The following is a 16989-nucleotide window of genomic DNA, read 5'->3' on the forward strand; positions in this document are numbered from 1 at the left end:
AACTACAGTTTCTCTGGCGATAAGCAAGAAGTGGGCTCTTGCGTATTCCCCACTATAAAACGCCGGAAGCGTCGTTCTGAAACGGAACCCCAAAGGAAGCCTACAACCGTACCCGTAGGGTCGGTGTAGGAGGACGTCACGAAACGGAATGGAAGCATATCTCACCGTATCGACCAACTTTAGCGCCGCTCATCGGCTGGCTCATCCCCAACTCAGTTATGACCAAAACTGTGAAATCTACGGCAAATGCGCTCGCCCGAACGGTCACGGACATAATTATCATATAGAGGTTACCGTAAAAGGGGAAATTGACCCGCGCACCGGGATGATTGTCGATTTGGGAGCGTTGCAGAAGGTAATCGATGATTATGTCGTATAGCCCTTTGACCATACCTTCCTGAACAAAGACATCCCTTACTTTGACCAGGTTGTGCCGACGGCAGAAAATATTGCCATCTATATTCGGCAATTGCTCCAGTCACCAATCCAAAAATTAGGAGCGAAACTGCATAAAGTTAAACTCATTGAAAGCCCCAATAACTCCTGTGAAGTCTATTGTACAGGTGAAATATCATCGGTAGAACCGGACGCGATCGCATCTCCTGTTCTCACATTTGTTTAGGGAGAAGCATCATATCTATTCTATGATGATGTTGGTCTATTAGTCAGCGAGCAAACCCCTGCTTCTGCCTTCCATAGTCGTTAAGAGTATAGATCCCCGACTTTTTAGAGAAGTCGGGGATCTGGGTGCTGTTTGGCTTCCGGATGCTTCTTTCCCACTCACGTAACGAGTGAATAGAAGAGGGGAACATTGACATTCTCCCACCGTTAAATCAAAGATTGTAGCGGGATCATTCTCGCTGATTGAGGTAAATGAGCCAGGTATGGCAGAGTTTGAGTATCAGTTTTTTGCTTCCACCGAAGTCATGAGAAAACTTTTGGTAAGATAGGCGAAAGCTTAATATTCTGCCTATTATACCCATCCTGCTCAGACAAACGATAAAATGTCCTACTTGAGGTCACAGTAGAGGAACTATGGAACCGAATCCACAAAAATCCGAATATACTGAGGGTAATCCCCCAGAGGTCAAGACAGCTCAAGCCGACGCTACAAAAAGCCCAGAGTCTAAAGTAGATGTCAATGTTGACCAACCTGGGACAGTCGCCCAACTCCCGGCTAATAATCAAGCCAAGCTTCCCGCTGCGGGTCAAACCACGGATCAAGCTTGGCAGGAATGGGTACAGCCTGTGTTTGACTTCCTGTCCAAACTTCCGGCGATAATCAGTGCATTTTATTACGAGTACCAACAAGCCATCATTTTGATTGGTCTAGTGATAGCTGGCTTTATCACCGTGTATGTTACCCTAGCTGTACTGGATGCCATTAACGACATTCCCTTATTAGCCCCAATTTTTGAACTTGTTGGGATTGGTTACACAATCTGGTTTATTGCCCGTTATCTTTGGAAAGCTGAAAGTCGCCAAGAATTGGCTCAAGAGTTTGATTCTCTTAAAGGACAATTGCTTGGCAAAGACTCGACTCAGAGTTAACTTACTCCTTATCCCTACCTGAATCTCGGATTTGGGTGGGGATAATTCTAAAAAACCAGTCCTGGGACTTATTAATAAGGGCGGGTTTTGTTTATAAGCTATTGGTGACAAGCTAAAATTAGTGGCTAAACCCGCCCCTACAGTTGACTGATAACTTTGTTTATAAGCTATTGGTGATCAGCCAACTTTATGGCTAAACCCACCCCTACAATTAACTTAAATTAACTCGAATAATTTTAGGTAAACGAACAATTTCTGACGCCCCCTCCTCACTGAGTTGATGTGCCGTTAATGACTTCACTAAATCAGAAATGCCTTCTGCTCCGGTTTTTTGCAGGATTTGCAAAAGCTGATAACTATTGCTAATTAACTCTGTAACCTGAATTTCCTCATAAATAGGTTGGTAGTCACCTAAGCGTCTAATTCCCTCCCCAAGCAAGATGACAGCGCCACGCCAGTTAAGATTATTGAGATGGTAGCAGGCTACCGAAATTTGTAATATACCTTGATAAAACTGTTTGTTTGGTTCGGCTGCCTCCATCCACAATGCCTCTAAGGTGTCATGACAGGCATAAAATTCCTGTTGATTAAATTGCTCGACACCTTGCCAAAATTGCTTAGTCATAGGTGATCAATTCCAGATTATGAGTCATTGGTCATTTAGAGTTGAAAATGACCAATGACTTAAAGACAATTAAGCCATGCTATCTCGAACGGATTGAAGCTCCTCAATGGTAATTTCCTGCTGTTCTCCAGAAAATTCGTTGTCTGGTGTCAAAAACAACATACAGTGGCATTCTTTGCGCTCACGCATGGGGATGCAAGGACAATTCCAGTAGGTAGCTTTCACCTCAGCTTCTTTGTCTTCGTAATGACGGCATGGACATAGGGGTGAACCTAAATCATCTTTGTGTTTAGCTAATCCTTCGATGACGACAGCCGTTACCGAGGGGTCAGCACAAAAGTATGTGCCAGTTCGTTTAGCATAAGTTTCGGCAAAATTCTTCATTGCTGCCAGTGTTTTCTCACTGGAAAGATTTGTGCTTTCTGATGTACTCATAAGTTAAATTCGCTAGATACCCTATTCTTTAGTGTGATCGTTCACTTTTCTTTGCATTTTAACGCAAGCCTTCTACCGGATACGGAAATTGACATCCTCCCCACCTTACTTCGTTGAAGGTGGGGATTCCCATCATTGCTGATGAGATTTCCTGGCTCTACGAGCAACCTTACTTTTTGGGGTTTCCCCCTCCAAGCAGCGGGTCATCTCATCCCCAGGCGTAACTAAACGAAGTGCCCCTCGGTAGTTGAGCTAGTCCCTGTAATGCTTTCATCAAAATATTAATGGCAGCATTCACATCTCGGTCGTCCAAATAACCGCAATGCGGACATTTATGAGTACGGGAGGACAAAGCTTTCTTAACTTCCTCTCCACAGTTGGAACAGTCCTGGGACGTGTAATGAGGTGCAACAGCAATTACTGGCACATCAAACACCTTCCCGAAATATTCCAACCACTGCCTAAATAATGTCCAACTAGCGTCAGATATTGACTTGGCTAGATGATGGTTTTTTACCATGTTCCGCACTTTTAGGTCTAGCCTTCGGCAAGCCGCTGCCGCGTCTACAATGGCTACCAAGTCTGCCGACTGGACAAGCGCCCTTGCAGTCTTAACCACAAAGTCTTTACGCCGCCTTGACACCTTGAGATGCGTTCTGCCTAGCTGCTTGATGGCTTTGAGACGATTCTTGGAACCCTTACCTCTACGAGACACACGCTTCTGTGCGCGTTTTAATGCCTTTTCAGACTTTCTCAAGAACCTAGGGTTCTCTACTTTATTGCCATCGGAGTCAGTGTAGAAATGGTTTAGACCAACATCTATGCCTACCATGCGGTTGGTGGGTTCATGATGTTCTCTACGTTCTTGGTTAATGGAAAACTGGACGTAGTATCCATCAGCCCGACGCACAACACGAACTCGCTTAATTTGCTCTTTTTGGTAAAAGTGCAAGTCACGAGTACCCCACATCTTAAAGGTTCCAGCCTTGAAGCCATCCCTAAACGTAATGGTTAATCGGTCATCCGATAGTACCCATCCATCAACCTTGTACTCGACAGAGCCGTGAGTTTGATGTTTTTTAAATTTGGGAAAACCTTTCTTACCTGGAACCTTTTTCTTGCAGTTATCAAAGAATCTAGCAATGGCGCTCCAAGCTCTCTCGGCGCTAGCCTGACAAGCTTGAGCCGATAACTTCTTGCACCATTCAAACTGTTCTCTGAGAACCTTGCAATATTTATTGAGGTCGTATCTACCAACCCCTTTGTTATCCATCCAGTATCGGAGGCAACTATTACGCACAAAGCGAGCAGTGCGAATCATCTCATCTAGGATGGCGTACTGCTCGTCTGTTCCTCGTAATTTTGCCTCAAATACTAACATGGCGTCTTCAATACTATGTCGCTTATTTTAAAATAGGACACTAAGAATAGCAAAAAACAGGTATATTGAATACCCGCTTTTTGCTTGGGGGAGTGAAGGCATCCCCGCCCTGCTCCACCTCGTTTCGCTGAGGACGGGGTTCTATTGCTCCCCCAAACCCCCACACCTTGATAGGGGTATTTCAGATGTAGCCGGGGCGGGTTTAGTCGCATTTGAGTGAAGTAAAAAACTTTAGTAGTGAAACCCGCCCCTACAGTGAAACCCACCCCTACAGGAAACTCAAAACTTGTTAAATCCGGCTAAGGGACTGTTGTAGCTGACGTTGTAAGGGTTCCTCTTTATCAATAATTTGACCCGCGCAATTGGTCAGTCCTGAAGTGTGTCGGTCAGGTTGGGCTACTGTGGATGGAGACCAAAATAACCAACGACTACCCGGAGGAAGGGAATTGAGACTGGGGGATTGTTGGGTGAGCCAAATTAACGGAAGATGGGGAGGATCACCAGCGTCTGCATCTTCTCCCGGTTGGGTTGCAGCTAGGGCTTCTAATACAACTTGATTACCGTGTAATAATCCGGTTCTAGCTGTCCAGAGTCTAGCGTCAAGCTGGCGAGAACAGGCATAAAAATAGAGGGAAGCAGCAGCAATAACGGCTGATTCAAAATCCTCGGATTGCCAACTTACCGCACTATCGAGGCAAATGACAATTTCTTGAGACCCCGTAAAGACTTCTAACTCCCGTACCATCAATTCTCCATACCGGGCGCTGGTACGCCAATGAATAAGACGAGTTGGATCACCCACTCGGTAAGGTCGTAGCGATCGCGTCAGGTCTTCTGTGGCGGATTGAGAACGGCGATCGCTTAACAGTTGTAGACTATCATCTGTGCCAATTTCGTCAACGATTGGACAACTGGTTAAGGGTAATACTGTAGGATACACAATCGCTGTGGCTGGCGCATGGCGGCTACGACGACACCAAAATAATCCTAAGGGGTTTCCAGTTCTTAGTTGGATTTCATGCCAGTGATAGACTCCCCGCTTAGTGGTGGAATGGAAATAAACCCAGTGATAGACCCCCCTCGGCGCAATGGTTTCGATCGCGGTTTGCACGGGTTTTCCCAGTTCCGATTGGAGAATGTCCTGAACTTGTAATAATGTTTTGGGTTTAGGGGTGGGATTTTCGATATCAATTTCAATGGTGAGTTCGTCACCCACACTAACTGGAAAGAGGGGATGTCGGTGGACTTGAAGATGACGTAGCGATCGCGGCGGTAAAATGACAGCTAACCCCAATAGCGCAAACGTTATACCACTGATGACATACAGCCACCCTGACATAGTATTGGTCGCCGCACCAAAGAAACAAATCGCAATACCTGCTAATATCCATCCAGCATAAGCAGGAGTGACCCAATGGGTTTCTAACCAATCCGTGATTCGAGTAATGATTCCCATCTGATATCAAATTACATGTTGGTATTGCTCAAGGCAGCAGAACTCCTATCACGCTCAAGCGAGGGTATTAACATTCTGATTGATGAAACCATGCCGTTAACGCCACCGCCAAAGCATCTGCGGCATCATCTGGCTTAGGTATACTCTCTAAATTTAACTCTCGCGCCACCGCTTGCTGTACCTCGTGCTTGTCTGCATTCCCATAACCTGTCAATGCTTGCTTCACTTGTCCAGGTGTAAACTCTACCATTGGCACCTGATGCTGGGCTAACACCAAGGTGACAACCCCCCGTGCCTGAGCCACAGTAATTGTATTACCCATCCGGTAAAAAAACAGCTTCTCTACGGCAACTAGATCCGGTTGACACTGCTCCAGGATAGTATGTAAATCTTCGTAAATTGTACAGAGTCGCTTTCCCAGTTCCGTCCGCGCTGGCGTCTGAATTACACCAAAATCCAATAACTGTACAGATTCAGATGTTGATTTTCCCCGAACCTTGGTCATTTGTTTAACTTCAGCTTGGCAGATAATTGCCCCAAAGCCTAAAATCGCTAACCCTGGGTCTAGTCCTAAAATTCGCTTTCCCATCTACCTTGCTGTCTCCTAGAACACCAGTCTAGTGCATGACGGATGATTGTGTATCTCGTGTTACAGTTTTGAAGAATTCTAGCATCGACTTCGATGACACCGACAGGTGTTCTAGTCGTTGTGATTATTGACGTTCTCCGTTGGATTAATCAGTCGTCCCGGTATAATTTCCAAAATGTATCCTGACCAACCCATCCTCCCAGCTAATAAAAGAATATGGCACAGTTGACAGCAGACAATCCTACACCTCCCGTCAAGGACTTGAGCAATTGCCCTGCTCTTAGCTAAAGTCTATCCAGTTTTGTTCTCCGTTTCTGGTATCAGCAATGTCCTCAATTAGTCTCCTCAAACGCGCTCTACGAACCCTGCATAACGAGTCAAGAGGTAGGACGCCCCGACAAGTGAATCGGTGGTTTAAGTGGTTAGCCCCTGGACTATTCGTCAAACGCTGGTTGCTTCTCAGTGCCATAGGTGTACTACTAACGAGTCTGGGGGTAGCGATTTGGGCAAAGCTGACCCCCATTTTTTACTTAATCCAACTCACGTCCACCATTCTGGAAACCATCACCACGGTTATTCCCAACTATGTATCCGGACCGATCGCGATTATTTGTGGTCTGATGTTTATCTTCTGGGGACAAACCCGGACGGTGGGTTCGATTACGGAGGCATTAAAACCCGGAGGCGATGAAGAACTGGTAGACGTGCTGATCGCCCATCGTCGCCTGTATCGTGGTCCGAAAATTGTCGTCGTGGGAGGCGGTACTGGGTTGTCTACCTTACTCCGAGGACTGAAAATTTACAGCGCCCATATCACTGCCATTGTCACCGTAGCCGATGATGGCGGCTCCTCTGGGCGGCTGCGGCAAGAATTTGGGGTTCTGCCTCCGGGAGATATTCGCAACTGTTTGGCAGCTTTAGCAGACCAAGAAAAACTATTAACCGAACTGTTTCAATACCGTTTCTCAGCGGGGAATGGTCTAGTAGGTCACAGTTTTGGTAATTTATTTTTGACGGCAATGAGCGAGATTACGGGGGACTTAGAACGGGCAATTGCCGCCAGTTCTGAAGTTTTAGCGGTGCGAGGACGAGTTCTTCCCGCGACATTGAGTGATGTCTGTCTCTGGGCAGAATTAGAAGATGGGCGTCGGATTGAAGGCGAATCGAATATTACGGCTGCCAATGGTAAAATCGTCAAGATGGGTTGCACGCCAGAAAATCCTCCAGCTCTTCCCGCTGTTCTCAAAGCGATTCACGAAGCCGATTACATTATTATTGGTCCGGGTAGTCTGTATACCAGCATCCTGCCGAATCTGTTAGTGCCAGAAATTACGGATGCGATCGCGGCAAGTACTGCTCCCCGAATCTATGTGTGTAATATCATGACTCAACCGGGTGAAACGGACGGATATACGGTTGCTGATCATATTCGCGCCCTGGACAATGGTTGTGGTCACTCTTTGTTTGATGCGGTTTTGGTGCATCGAAAAGTGCCTTCTGCCGAAGCATTGATTAAGTATGCCCAAGTCAATTCCCACCCGGTTTTTCTGGATCGCGAAGCAACCGAGGAGTTAGGACGCCGCATTGTTTTAGCGAATGTCATGGATGAAGATGAGCACACGAATCTAGTGCGCCATAATCCAGAAAAGTTAGCACGGGTGTTACTGCGTTGGTATAGTCGCGCTCATCTGATGTAAAAGGGGTAAGGAATGACTAAATTCCGTCTAACCGATGCACAAGCCACGCGATCGCTAGGTGTTCGTCTGGGGGAATCTTTGCCCGCAGGTACTGTGATTTTGCTAGAGGGGGATTTAGGTGCGGGTAAAACCACACTGGTGCAGGGAATGGGTGCAGGCTTGGGAATCACCGACGCGATCGTCAGTCCCACGTTTACTCTGATTAACGAATATCCAGAAGGACGTATTCCCCTCTATCATCTAGATTTGTACCGCCTAGAACCTGAAGCCTTAGCCGCGTTAGACATAGAAAGCTATTGGGAAGGCGTGGAAATGCCCTTGGGAATCGTCGCGATCGAATGGGCGGATCGATTACCCTATTTACCAGAATCTTATCTGCATTTGAATTTAACCTATTTAAGTGAAGGTGGACGTCAAGCCCAACTGATTTCTGTCTCAACGGGGAAATCTGATGCGGCGATAGAACTATAGCTATAGCTTTTACTTATCCATAGCTTTTAGATTATTAAGAAGCAAGGATAAAACAGTTCGTAGGGGCGGGTTTCACCATTATCATTTATTGTCACCCAGATGTCACTAAACCCGCCCCGTCCAAATTATCAATTTCCTCCTGACGAAAAAGGACGAATGACCAAGGACAAAAGACTAAGGACAAATCACTCCAAATTCGCCAAATTCATTTTATTAGAGCCCTTTTTAAACTCATTCTGATAGGCATTTATTTTCTCGATAAATTCTTCTGTCAACCGCATAAACGCTTTTGCCCCTGAAGAATTGGGAGAAGCGATAACCGCAGGCATAAAACTATCAACCGCCTTAGCTACATTCACATCCATCGGAATGCGATTCTTAAACAATTGCGTCGGCACAAAATCTTCTGTTACCCGATTCATCACCTGCTTGTAATATCGACCCAGCAATCCTCCGGATAAAATAAAGACAATGCCTAATAACTGTAAGTCGAGAGATGTGCCAGACTTATGACTCTCCTTCAATTTGGCAATCCGCCGTTCTAAAAGTTGAATTCCCACAACCGATAAAGGTTCAGGACGAGCCGGAAGTAAATAAAAATCACTGGCAACAATACCGCTACGGGTTAACAGATTATAGCCAGGAGCGCAATCTAAAATAATAAAGTCGTAGTTATCAATAACCGGTTCTAAAATACTTTTAATCAACAGCCGCTCAAACCGATTCCACACCTGATTAAAATTGGGAGTCTCTTCGCGACTGGCTTCTTGATGCAGCATCTCGGAGACTAAATACTCATCATACAGATCAATATCTCCGGGCAATAAATCCAATCCTTTTACCGAACAAACGTAAGATTGAATCACATCCTGAATCGTCAGTTTGGCGTGGCGATTGGGACGAATTGCCTTATCAATTAACTGATTCAGCGTGCGTCTCGCTTTTCTGGATTTAGCAAAATCTTGAGGGGCGATTAAGCTGAGTGTAGCGCTGATTTGGGTATCTAAATCAACCACTAAAACCCGTTTTTGATGCTGTTTCGCCAAGCAAGTTGCCAAGTTGACGGTTAGCGTCGTCTTTCCAACGCCGCCTTTCATGTTAACTGTGGCAATGACAAATCCCATGATAAAATCCTCTTGGAGAAACGTTACCCAGTTCGGTATCAGCCAGCCTAGATTATCAACGCTGTATTGCGTCTGAAATTTCCCTAGCTTTCGGCAACAGTCTACTATGGTAAGCGATTTTACCCATCAAGTGAATAAGTTTCTGTAGGGGCGGGTTTCACACCTATCGTTTCTTTCCCCACCCATAAGTAACTAAACCCGCCCCGCCCCAAGGGTATAATTATCACAGGGTAGGTTTTTACCCCCGGTTTTTACCCCCGGTTTTAACCAGACGGGCGGGTTTAGTCAAGTTGTTGGTTTGTGGCAAAATGTTATCGGTAAAACCCGCCCCTACAACCCTGCGTCTCTATCCCTTACAGTTATCACCATCTCCACCATCTCTCCCAGCTTCCCGACTCACTGACGCAGGCTAAGCAATTCGCTGGAGAAATTCTTTGGTTAACTCGGTAAACGCTTTAGCACCCGTGGAAGCGGGTTCAGTAAGAACCACGGGTTGAAACTCATCAACGGCTTTAGCGATGGCGACATTGGTGGGGATTTCGGTGATAAAGACTTTATCGTCACCAAAATCAGAACGGACTCGCTTCTTTACTTTTGCCGCCATCGTCGTTGCATGACCCAGGGAAGAAAAGACAATACCCAGTAAATTGAGTGTAGCGCGATCGCTCTGCTTTAATCTTCTGATGCGACCTTCCAAAATCCCCATCCCTACAACCGATAAAGGTTCAGGCTTGGCGGGAATCAGATAAAAGTCACTGGCAATTATACCACTGCGCGTCAGCAAATTATCTCCTGGCGGAAAATCCAGCAGAATCCAGTCATAATTAGAGACAATCGGTTGAATAATCCGCTTCACTAACGCATCTTCCAGATGATTCCAGCCTTTTTCAAAGTCTTGCTGATTGCTATGGGCTTGTGTATAAATCTGGGTAGCTAATAAGAAATCGTTGTACAGTTCGATATTACCAGGGATCAAGTCCAATCCTTTGACCTGACAAATGTTGGGGACAATCACCTCGTTAACAAGCAGAGACGACAACGAATGGGATTGAAAGGCTTGATTAACTAATTGTTGTAGCGTGCGTTTTTGTTTGCGGCATTTCGTAAACTGTACCGGAGGGATTAGGCTGAGAGTCGCGTTAATCTGGGTATCGAGATCAACGATTAAGACTCGCATCCCATGTTCTTTAGCCAGACTTGTCCCCAAGTTGACGGTGAGTGTGGTTTTGCCCACACCCCCTTTCATATTGACGATTGAAATAACGTTGCCCATTCATGGTTATATTGACAATAGTTCTATCATAGTCTGCTCTGCCTTATACCGTGGAGATGGGAGACATTAGTTGGGGTGAGTTTAGTCGCATCTGGGTCAAAACGAAATGCTATAGTTTAGACCGTGATAATTTAAACTTTTGTTGCACTGCCATATAGGTATGAGTAAACCTCAAGTCATGTCCGTGCAAAATATAAGAGTGAAACTCTCCCTTACACCAAAAAATATACAGGTAAGGACTAGGGGATAAAATACCAATACCATTAAATCAATTTTTTATCGACAAGAAACAGAAACACTTGAAGATTGGTTAAAAGAGTATCTATTCCTTATCAAAACGTTGAACAACTAGAAGCTGCTTTGGGGAATGACATTAATGACCCTCGTTTTATTCCTTACATTCAATTACGAATAAAAAAATAAACAATTAACTTTGCTTGTTTCTACCGACTTAATTTTTCCTATTTAGCAACTTTTTCAAAGATTAACAACTCATAGGTAATCAAATTAAGTTGACTAAAAAACTCTAGTCCTCTCACGGCAATCCAGTCGTTTAAAGAACGTATAATAGTGGGAGCAATGGCACGATAAGTTGGCTGGACATTTTTAGTTATGTTTTTTCTTTCTGTGAGGATATAGCCAGTTTGATTGGCTATGTCTTGGTAATCTTTTAATCCAATAAATTCGACTTGACTGGTCGCCTTTTTGCCGTAAGATTGAGTGATAATTTGACTCAATATTTTGGCTTCTACAAACTGCCACAGTTTAACAATAGGTTCAGCAATTAAAAAATCAACGACAATTAATTTACCTCCATCTTTTAATCTTTGATTAACTTGAGTAAAGAATTTTTGGCGTGAAGGAAAAGCAAAAATACATTCTAACGCCCAAGCACAATCAAGCGTAGGTAATGTTTCAGGAAGGGAACAAGCATCTCCTTCAAGAAAACAGAGGTGATTACCATGAAGTGATTCATGTTTAATTTTAGCCTGTTGAACTTGTTCGGCATCAATGTTAATGCCAATTAATTCAAGGTCATGATAAAGTTTATTCGCTAACCCAATTGTGCCACCCCAACCACACCCAGCATCAAGAACTGTATTTCGGGGTTGTAAATCAGCGACTTCCAGAACCAAGAGAGAAAGTTGTTCCGACGCCTGTGCAAAATCAACCAAATTACCAACAGCATCTTGGGGATTCTGCCAATACCCCCAGTGAATATGTTCGCCAAAAGCAGTTTTAATCTCAGGATTTTTTTCAAACTCTTGGACAAGATTATCAAAGAAACCCATAACTTGAATGTCATTCGCCTCATTAATAATACTCTATATCCGGACAACGTAGCAATCCGTTCATTGCATGACTCAGCCGAGGCTGTTTGAGTCACATTTGGGTCAAAACAAAATGATAATCCTGAACCCCTCACCCCTCCCCCACACAAAACTTTCGCACTCCCTCTGCCTACCTCTGCGTTATATGATGTCCGGACCCATCACCCCTAATAAAAATGTAGGGACCTGGTAACTAAGCCCCTACTCCCCCCTCACCGTAATTATGGGTATTCAACCGGAAATGATATTAAAACCTCTGCTTACCTCTGCGTTTTCACAATTCAATCCTTTGGGCAAATAAACTCTGCAACCGCTGCAAATTTGCCCCAACTTTATAAAGTAAATCTCCTTTCCCCAAAAGATAAGCCGCTTCCGATTGTCTCCCGCCTAAAATAATCTCGGAATCCGCTTCACTAGCTGTCCGCAACGCCACTCTTCCTGGTAAATTTGACCGAATAATCGGTGTAACCACCCTCGCCTCTGGACGTTGAGTAGCAATAATTAAATGGATACCCGCCGCTCTCGCCTTTGAACCCAACCGTGTGATACTCAATTCTAAAGCATTGCGGATATCTTTTTCGGTCATAAAGTCAGCATATTCGTCAAAGATGCAGACAAGACGGGGTAAGGGTGGGTTATTCTGTTGATTATAAGCATCGAGATGAGAACATCCGGCTTGCTCAAATCGCTGATAACGCCGTTCCATTTCTGTGACTAAACTTTCCATCAACGCGATCGCATCTTCGCTATCCTTAACGATGGGAGCGTACAACCAGGGGATTTGCGCGAATTCGGGAAAGGTGACACGCTTGGGATCAACGAGGGCGATTTTAAGCTGCTGGGGCGAATGGCGATAGAGTAAGGATAACAGGAGCGATCGCAAAAATTCACTCTTCCCGCTTCCAGTTGTTCCCCCCACCAAAAAGTGACAGGTATTCGCATCCGATAAGTCGGCTTCGACGAGTTTCCCATCTAAATCCACACCAATGGCAATTTTTACGGGGGCATGGGCTGATGGCGTCCGGGATGTGATATAATTCTCAAGCCGCGCCACTTGTCGATCTGGACGCGGTAAATCGACGCTGACATAGCCAGGTTGGGGCGCAATCAGGGGAGGATTGGTAATCCCTAATTGTACCTGTAAATCAGCCGATAATCTCAGCAAAGCACTAATCTTTACCCCCAGACTGGGTTTCAGTTTCACCCGGATAAAGGCTGGACCAACGGCGGTTCCCACACAAGTCACATCTATCTTAAAGGATTGTAACGTCTCAACTAACTGTTGCGCGATCGCATCACCGTTCGTAGTCAGCGCTTTAGCGCCATCACCCTTTGTCGTAGACACTTCAGCGCCATCAGAAGTCCCCTCATCTTCCCCTTTCCTTAGCTGTGTATCCGTACTCTTTACTTCAAAGTAGGTTTGACAGGTTTCCTGTTGAGGACAGATTTCACACAAGTGAGCATTCGACGTGAGTGGCGGCGGATTTGAATGAGTCTGTCGCCAACTCACCCAGTCCTGCATTTGCTGTAACTTATGGGGAATCAACTCATGGACAGCCGCTTCCAACTGTTCCCAAGAATAAGCATACTCCTTAAACTCTGGGAGAACACAATACACCGCTGAATCAACCAGCACTCCTTTCGTTTTATTGAGCATATAACCATAGAGTGCTACTTGAGCCAACTGCGCTGATGGGTCAACGGGTTCGTAGGTTTTATAATCAACTAAACAGAGACGATTGCGTTCAAAATTAAACACTAAACTATCAAATCGCCCCGTTACTTCTTGGACTCTTCCATTGGGGAGAGTAAAACGATAACTCAGCTTATGTTCCTCCAAAATAAAAGTTTGATTAATCACCGTTTCATGCAAACAATAGCGGCGATTCACCACTAATAATTCCACCCAACGCTGGATTAAAGCAGTTAAGCCTTGCCACAGTTTTGGCAATACCGTCGCCATTTCAGGATGGGATTCGATGTAGGGGAAAAATACCTGCTGATAAAATAACTGCTGCATCCCCAGTGTTACAGATTCGTGATTTAATTGATCAGCGAACGGTTCTAATAAGTCGGAAAAGTGAGAATCTGCTTGAGCCAGTTGGATAAAGGCTTTGGCTAAGGTGTGAAATGCAGTACCAATTCCGATAGATTGACCCGGTGGAATAAATAGAGTGTTCCCATCAAAATGTTGTTTTAAATAGAATAAACGCGGACATTCAAACGCCACACGCACTTTAGTTGCACTGAAGGGAGGATGTTCTACTGTTTCTGTTTGTTGCTTTGGTGTCATCACGACTGGGGGTGGAGTAGGCGGCTGTGTTAATTGTAATAAATAGTGATGGACATGAGCTAAATAAACCGTGTCCATTTTGGCATAGTGCAGTTGTTTAGGGGTGAGGGGGCGCTGTCCCCAATCACTGCTTTGTTCAGTTTTATCAACGTTGGTGAAGTGACAGAGTTCGACGGCGAGGGTTTTGAGTTGTTTGTTGGAGACTTGCAGGGGATTTTTGCGGGATTTTTTCGTCAGTTTCCGGACGAGTTTGAATGTACAGGTGATATTTTGGGCGTGGTGTTTACCGCCGAGAAATTTTAGGTCAAAGCTGGCGTTGTGAAAGACTTTCTCGATGTCGGGATTCACCATAATCTGAGCGACGAAATCCCTGACGATATCGGGGTTATCGAGGACATCAAAAACATAAGCGCGATCGCCTGTTCTGTCTGTGGGATCTGCTAATATTTGAATTAGGGAAAGTCTGGGGTTTGATGTTTGCCAGTCGGCGACTTCTGTGTCTAGCCAGAGAGTTGGATAGGGGGTGAGTTGGGATATAATTTGGCGGATTTCATTGGGGGTGGTGAGGTACATAGGATGATTTTTTTAACGCAGAAGTTTGTAGTTGCGCTTTAGCGCCATACAACCTGAGATAAATGGGCAGATTTTTTTAACGCAGAGTAACGCAGAGGTAGGCGCAGAGGGCGCAGAGGGGTAAGCGAGGTTTAGTTTTGCTCTATTTGGGTTATAAATAGTCACGTTGCTGACAACGAGTTTTGAGTCAGTATTATTTAAGTTAGGGGGATGTATTGTTTTTAGTCTGGGGTTTCCAGCAGACGGATTGATCTTGGGGTTTAGCGTCAGGGGGGATGAGGGTGATTTGGTTTTCTTGACAGAGTGTCTGAATTTGCTGATTGATTTGGGATTCATCGATATGGGAGAAGTCTTGCATGGTTAAATCAACGAGTTTTTGCCGTCCAATCATGAATTGGGTTTTGACGAGGTTTAAGAGGAAGTCTTTGATTTTTATTAAATCGGGTTCAGGCTTAATAATGGGTTTAGATACAATTCCTATGTCTTGTAACAATGGACAATTCTGTAAAACGTGAGAGTCTCGAATCAATTTTTCTAACGTAGGGAGATCGAGGGTTTGTTGGTGAATGACTAATTCCCCAGCACCGGCGGAGTTGACTAAAAGCTGATAGGTTCTCAGATAATGGATAGAGTCGAGATGGGGGGTAAGATGACGAGGCGGTGAGCCGTTGAAGAGTTTTTTGAATAGTTTATATCCTTTATTCTTGGCTTGACCCAGTTTTTCGGCTCGAACCAGAATCAGAGTATCACAACAGTTTTTTTTCAGGTCTTTTTCGCAGGCGTTCATCGCTGCATTGAAGCTTGTCATGTTGGGTTCTTCGTTCCAGAAAATTCCTAGTCGTTCAGTTTTATCGGGATGCTGATAACTGAAGGAATAACTACTATACTTAGCATGATTTAAAAGATGAGGGTCAGTGTTGATCTGCAAGGCGTTCATTGCCTGTTGCAACATTTGTGTCAGATCAACCGATGAAAATTGACGAATTCGCTCGACTTTTTGTTGGGTTTTGTGGAATTCTTTAAGCCAAATTAATTTAAAAGTGGCAACGGCATCTTCTATTGGTGGTTTATGACCTAATTTATGTTCAATAAATAATTCTCCGCCAAGTCCTAATACATTTCGCAAATTGGCTCTACCCCCAGGAAATTTTTGCTCCAATGCTTGTTTCTGGAGAGGATAAAGGGGAGAGTCGGGTTTAGGAGTCGCTTGATCATGCAGGGAATAGAGTCGGGTTATCCAGAGGGCTTCAGCTTGTTCAAGGTTTATTGATTTTAGACGAACTTGTTTTTCAATTCCGGCTAAATCGGATTGTTCGAGACGTTCTTTACTCACCTTCCATTGATTCGTTACAATGCTGATAATAACCAGAATATTTTTAAGATATTGATTGTGGAACGTTCTATTAAGATTAAATAAGGATTGTAAGTTGGGAATTCCATCAGCAAACTTCGGTGTCATTTCCGCTTGATCGAAGCAGAGAACAATGGGTTTTGTCGATGCTGAAATTCTGCCAAAGTTGCCGATTATTCCCCGCGCGGCTTCTTCATTATCGATAGGCTGATTAACCCCTAATGCATTGAGGTCATCTCGATCTAAATTTTCTCCTCGCAACCAGTCACAAGCCAAAAAATATAAATCCGGATTCGTGAGACCATACAATACACCAAAGAAATCTCTTGCCTGATAAATACCCGAGGGATAAGTGCTTCTAAAATTGCGAATAAAAAGTCCTCGTTCCCCCAGGATTCTCTTCATCATGCTGCGATCTTTAAACGCTGATAGTCCTTTCAACCAAAGAATTAATTGAGAACTTTCTTGTCCTTCAGGCTTTTGCATCAGACTATCTACCATTTGGCGCAACGTATGTCGCCAAATATGCTGATTATCTGCCCAGGGATCAATATAGATAAAAAAAGCGTCAGGGTTAAGCTTTTTTTTAAGACGTCCTAATAAATAACTTTTCCCTGAACCCGAGTCTCCATCCAGTAATATCGTCCGTGTCCGCTGATCTCTGGCGACTAATCGGAGAACCTCAGTCACCTGAGTAATTGCTTCTTGGTGAATTGAATCAACTGTGGCGGCGACTTGTTGATCTTCTCGCCAAAAGTTTCCGGTTTTAAAGGTTACCGGATCAAAAGGGTTGACTTCTTGTTTTATAATTTCATCAATAGTTGCCATGATTATCCCTA

The 16989-nt window shown here is 44.5% G+C and carries 12 protein-coding genes and 2 pseudogenes; 4 read left to right on the forward strand and 10 right to left on the reverse strand.

Annotated elements, in window-relative coordinates:
• Positions 1 to 142: 142 nt before the first annotated feature.
• Positions 143 to 622, forward strand: a pseudogene (locus RIG27_RS26220) (6-carboxytetrahydropterin synthase); the annotation flags it as partial.
• A 413-nt stretch (positions 623 to 1035) separates the two neighbouring features.
• Positions 1036 to 1551, forward strand: coding sequence for a CAAD domain-containing protein (locus tag RIG27_RS26225; RefSeq protein WP_446350106.1), 516 nt, complete (start codon positions 1036 to 1038; stop codon positions 1549 to 1551).
• A 211-nt stretch (positions 1552 to 1762) separates the two neighbouring features.
• Here the strand turns inward: RIG27_RS26225 and RIG27_RS26230 are convergent, their stop codons facing one another.
• The 5 genes and pseudogenes from RIG27_RS26230 to ruvC all read right to left on the reverse strand — a co-directional run bounded on the left by RIG27_RS26230 (position 1763) and on the right by ruvC (position 6037).
• Positions 1763 to 2176 (reverse strand): DUF309 domain-containing protein, encoded by a 414-nt coding sequence (locus RIG27_RS26230; protein WP_446342101.1) that lies wholly within the window; start codon positions 2174 to 2176, stop codon positions 1763 to 1765.
• A 69-nt stretch (positions 2177 to 2245) separates the two neighbouring features.
• Complete coding sequence (locus RIG27_RS26235; RefSeq protein WP_446342103.1) at positions 2246 to 2611, reverse strand: ferredoxin-thioredoxin reductase catalytic domain-containing protein; 366 nt, start codon at positions 2609 to 2611, stop codon at positions 2246 to 2248.
• Positions 2612 to 2743: 132 nt separating this feature from the next.
• A pseudogene (locus RIG27_RS26240) lies at positions 2744 to 3992 on the reverse strand (RNA-guided endonuclease InsQ/TnpB family protein).
• A gap of 289 nt (positions 3993 to 4281) precedes the next feature.
• The gene (locus RIG27_RS26245; RefSeq protein ID WP_446350109.1) at positions 4282 to 5448 is read right to left on the reverse strand and encodes a DUF58 domain-containing protein; all 1167 of its coding nucleotides are present in this window, start codon (positions 5446 to 5448) and stop codon (positions 4282 to 4284) included.
• 67 nt (positions 5449 to 5515) lie between these two features.
• On the reverse strand, positions 5516 to 6037 hold the full coding sequence (gene ruvC / locus RIG27_RS26250) for a crossover junction endodeoxyribonuclease RuvC (protein ID WP_446350111.1): 522 nt from the start codon (positions 6035 to 6037) through the stop codon (positions 5516 to 5518).
• 326 nt (positions 6038 to 6363) lie between these two features.
• Between ruvC and RIG27_RS26255 the strand changes: the two genes are divergently transcribed.
• Positions 6364 to 7734, forward strand: a complete 1371-nt coding sequence (locus RIG27_RS26255; protein WP_446342111.1) for a gluconeogenesis factor YvcK family protein — start codon at positions 6364 to 6366, stop codon at positions 7732 to 7734.
• A gap of 12 nt (positions 7735 to 7746) precedes the next feature.
• Complete coding sequence (gene tsaE / locus RIG27_RS26260) at positions 7747 to 8205, forward strand: tRNA (adenosine(37)-N6)-threonylcarbamoyltransferase complex ATPase subunit type 1 TsaE (RefSeq protein ID WP_446350113.1); 459 nt, start codon at positions 7747 to 7749, stop codon at positions 8203 to 8205.
• Positions 8206 to 8390: 185 nt separating this feature from the next.
• Here the strand turns inward: tsaE and RIG27_RS26265 are convergent, their stop codons facing one another.
• From RIG27_RS26265 to RIG27_RS26285, 5 genes are all read right to left on the reverse strand, one after another.
• The gene (locus RIG27_RS26265) at positions 8391 to 9329 is read right to left on the reverse strand and encodes a ParA family protein (protein WP_446342115.1); all 939 of its coding nucleotides are present in this window, start codon (positions 9327 to 9329) and stop codon (positions 8391 to 8393) included.
• Positions 9330 to 9738: 409 nt separating this feature from the next.
• The gene (locus RIG27_RS26270) at positions 9739 to 10602 is read right to left on the reverse strand and encodes a ParA family protein (RefSeq protein ID WP_446345388.1); all 864 of its coding nucleotides are present in this window, start codon (positions 10600 to 10602) and stop codon (positions 9739 to 9741) included.
• 461 nt (positions 10603 to 11063) lie between these two features.
• On the reverse strand, positions 11064 to 11894 hold the full coding sequence (locus RIG27_RS26275) for an SAM-dependent methyltransferase (protein ID WP_446350116.1): 831 nt from the start codon (positions 11892 to 11894) through the stop codon (positions 11064 to 11066).
• Positions 11895 to 12207: 313 nt separating this feature from the next.
• Entirely contained in the window at positions 12208 to 14799 is a 2592-nt protein-coding gene (locus tag RIG27_RS26280; RefSeq protein ID WP_446350118.1) for a DNA translocase FtsK, read from the reverse strand.
• A gap of 202 nt (positions 14800 to 15001) precedes the next feature.
• Positions 15002 to 16978, reverse strand: a complete 1977-nt coding sequence (locus tag RIG27_RS26285) for a P-loop NTPase fold protein (protein WP_446350120.1) — start codon at positions 16976 to 16978, stop codon at positions 15002 to 15004.
• Between the last annotated feature and the right edge of the window lie 11 nt (positions 16979 to 16989).

The sequence above is a fragment of the Coleofasciculus sp. F4-SAH-05 genome (assembly GCF_040222985.1).
In the GTDB taxonomy this organism is placed as follows: Bacteria; Cyanobacteriota; Cyanobacteriia; order Cyanobacteriales; family Coleofasciculaceae; genus Coleofasciculus; species Coleofasciculus chthonoplastes.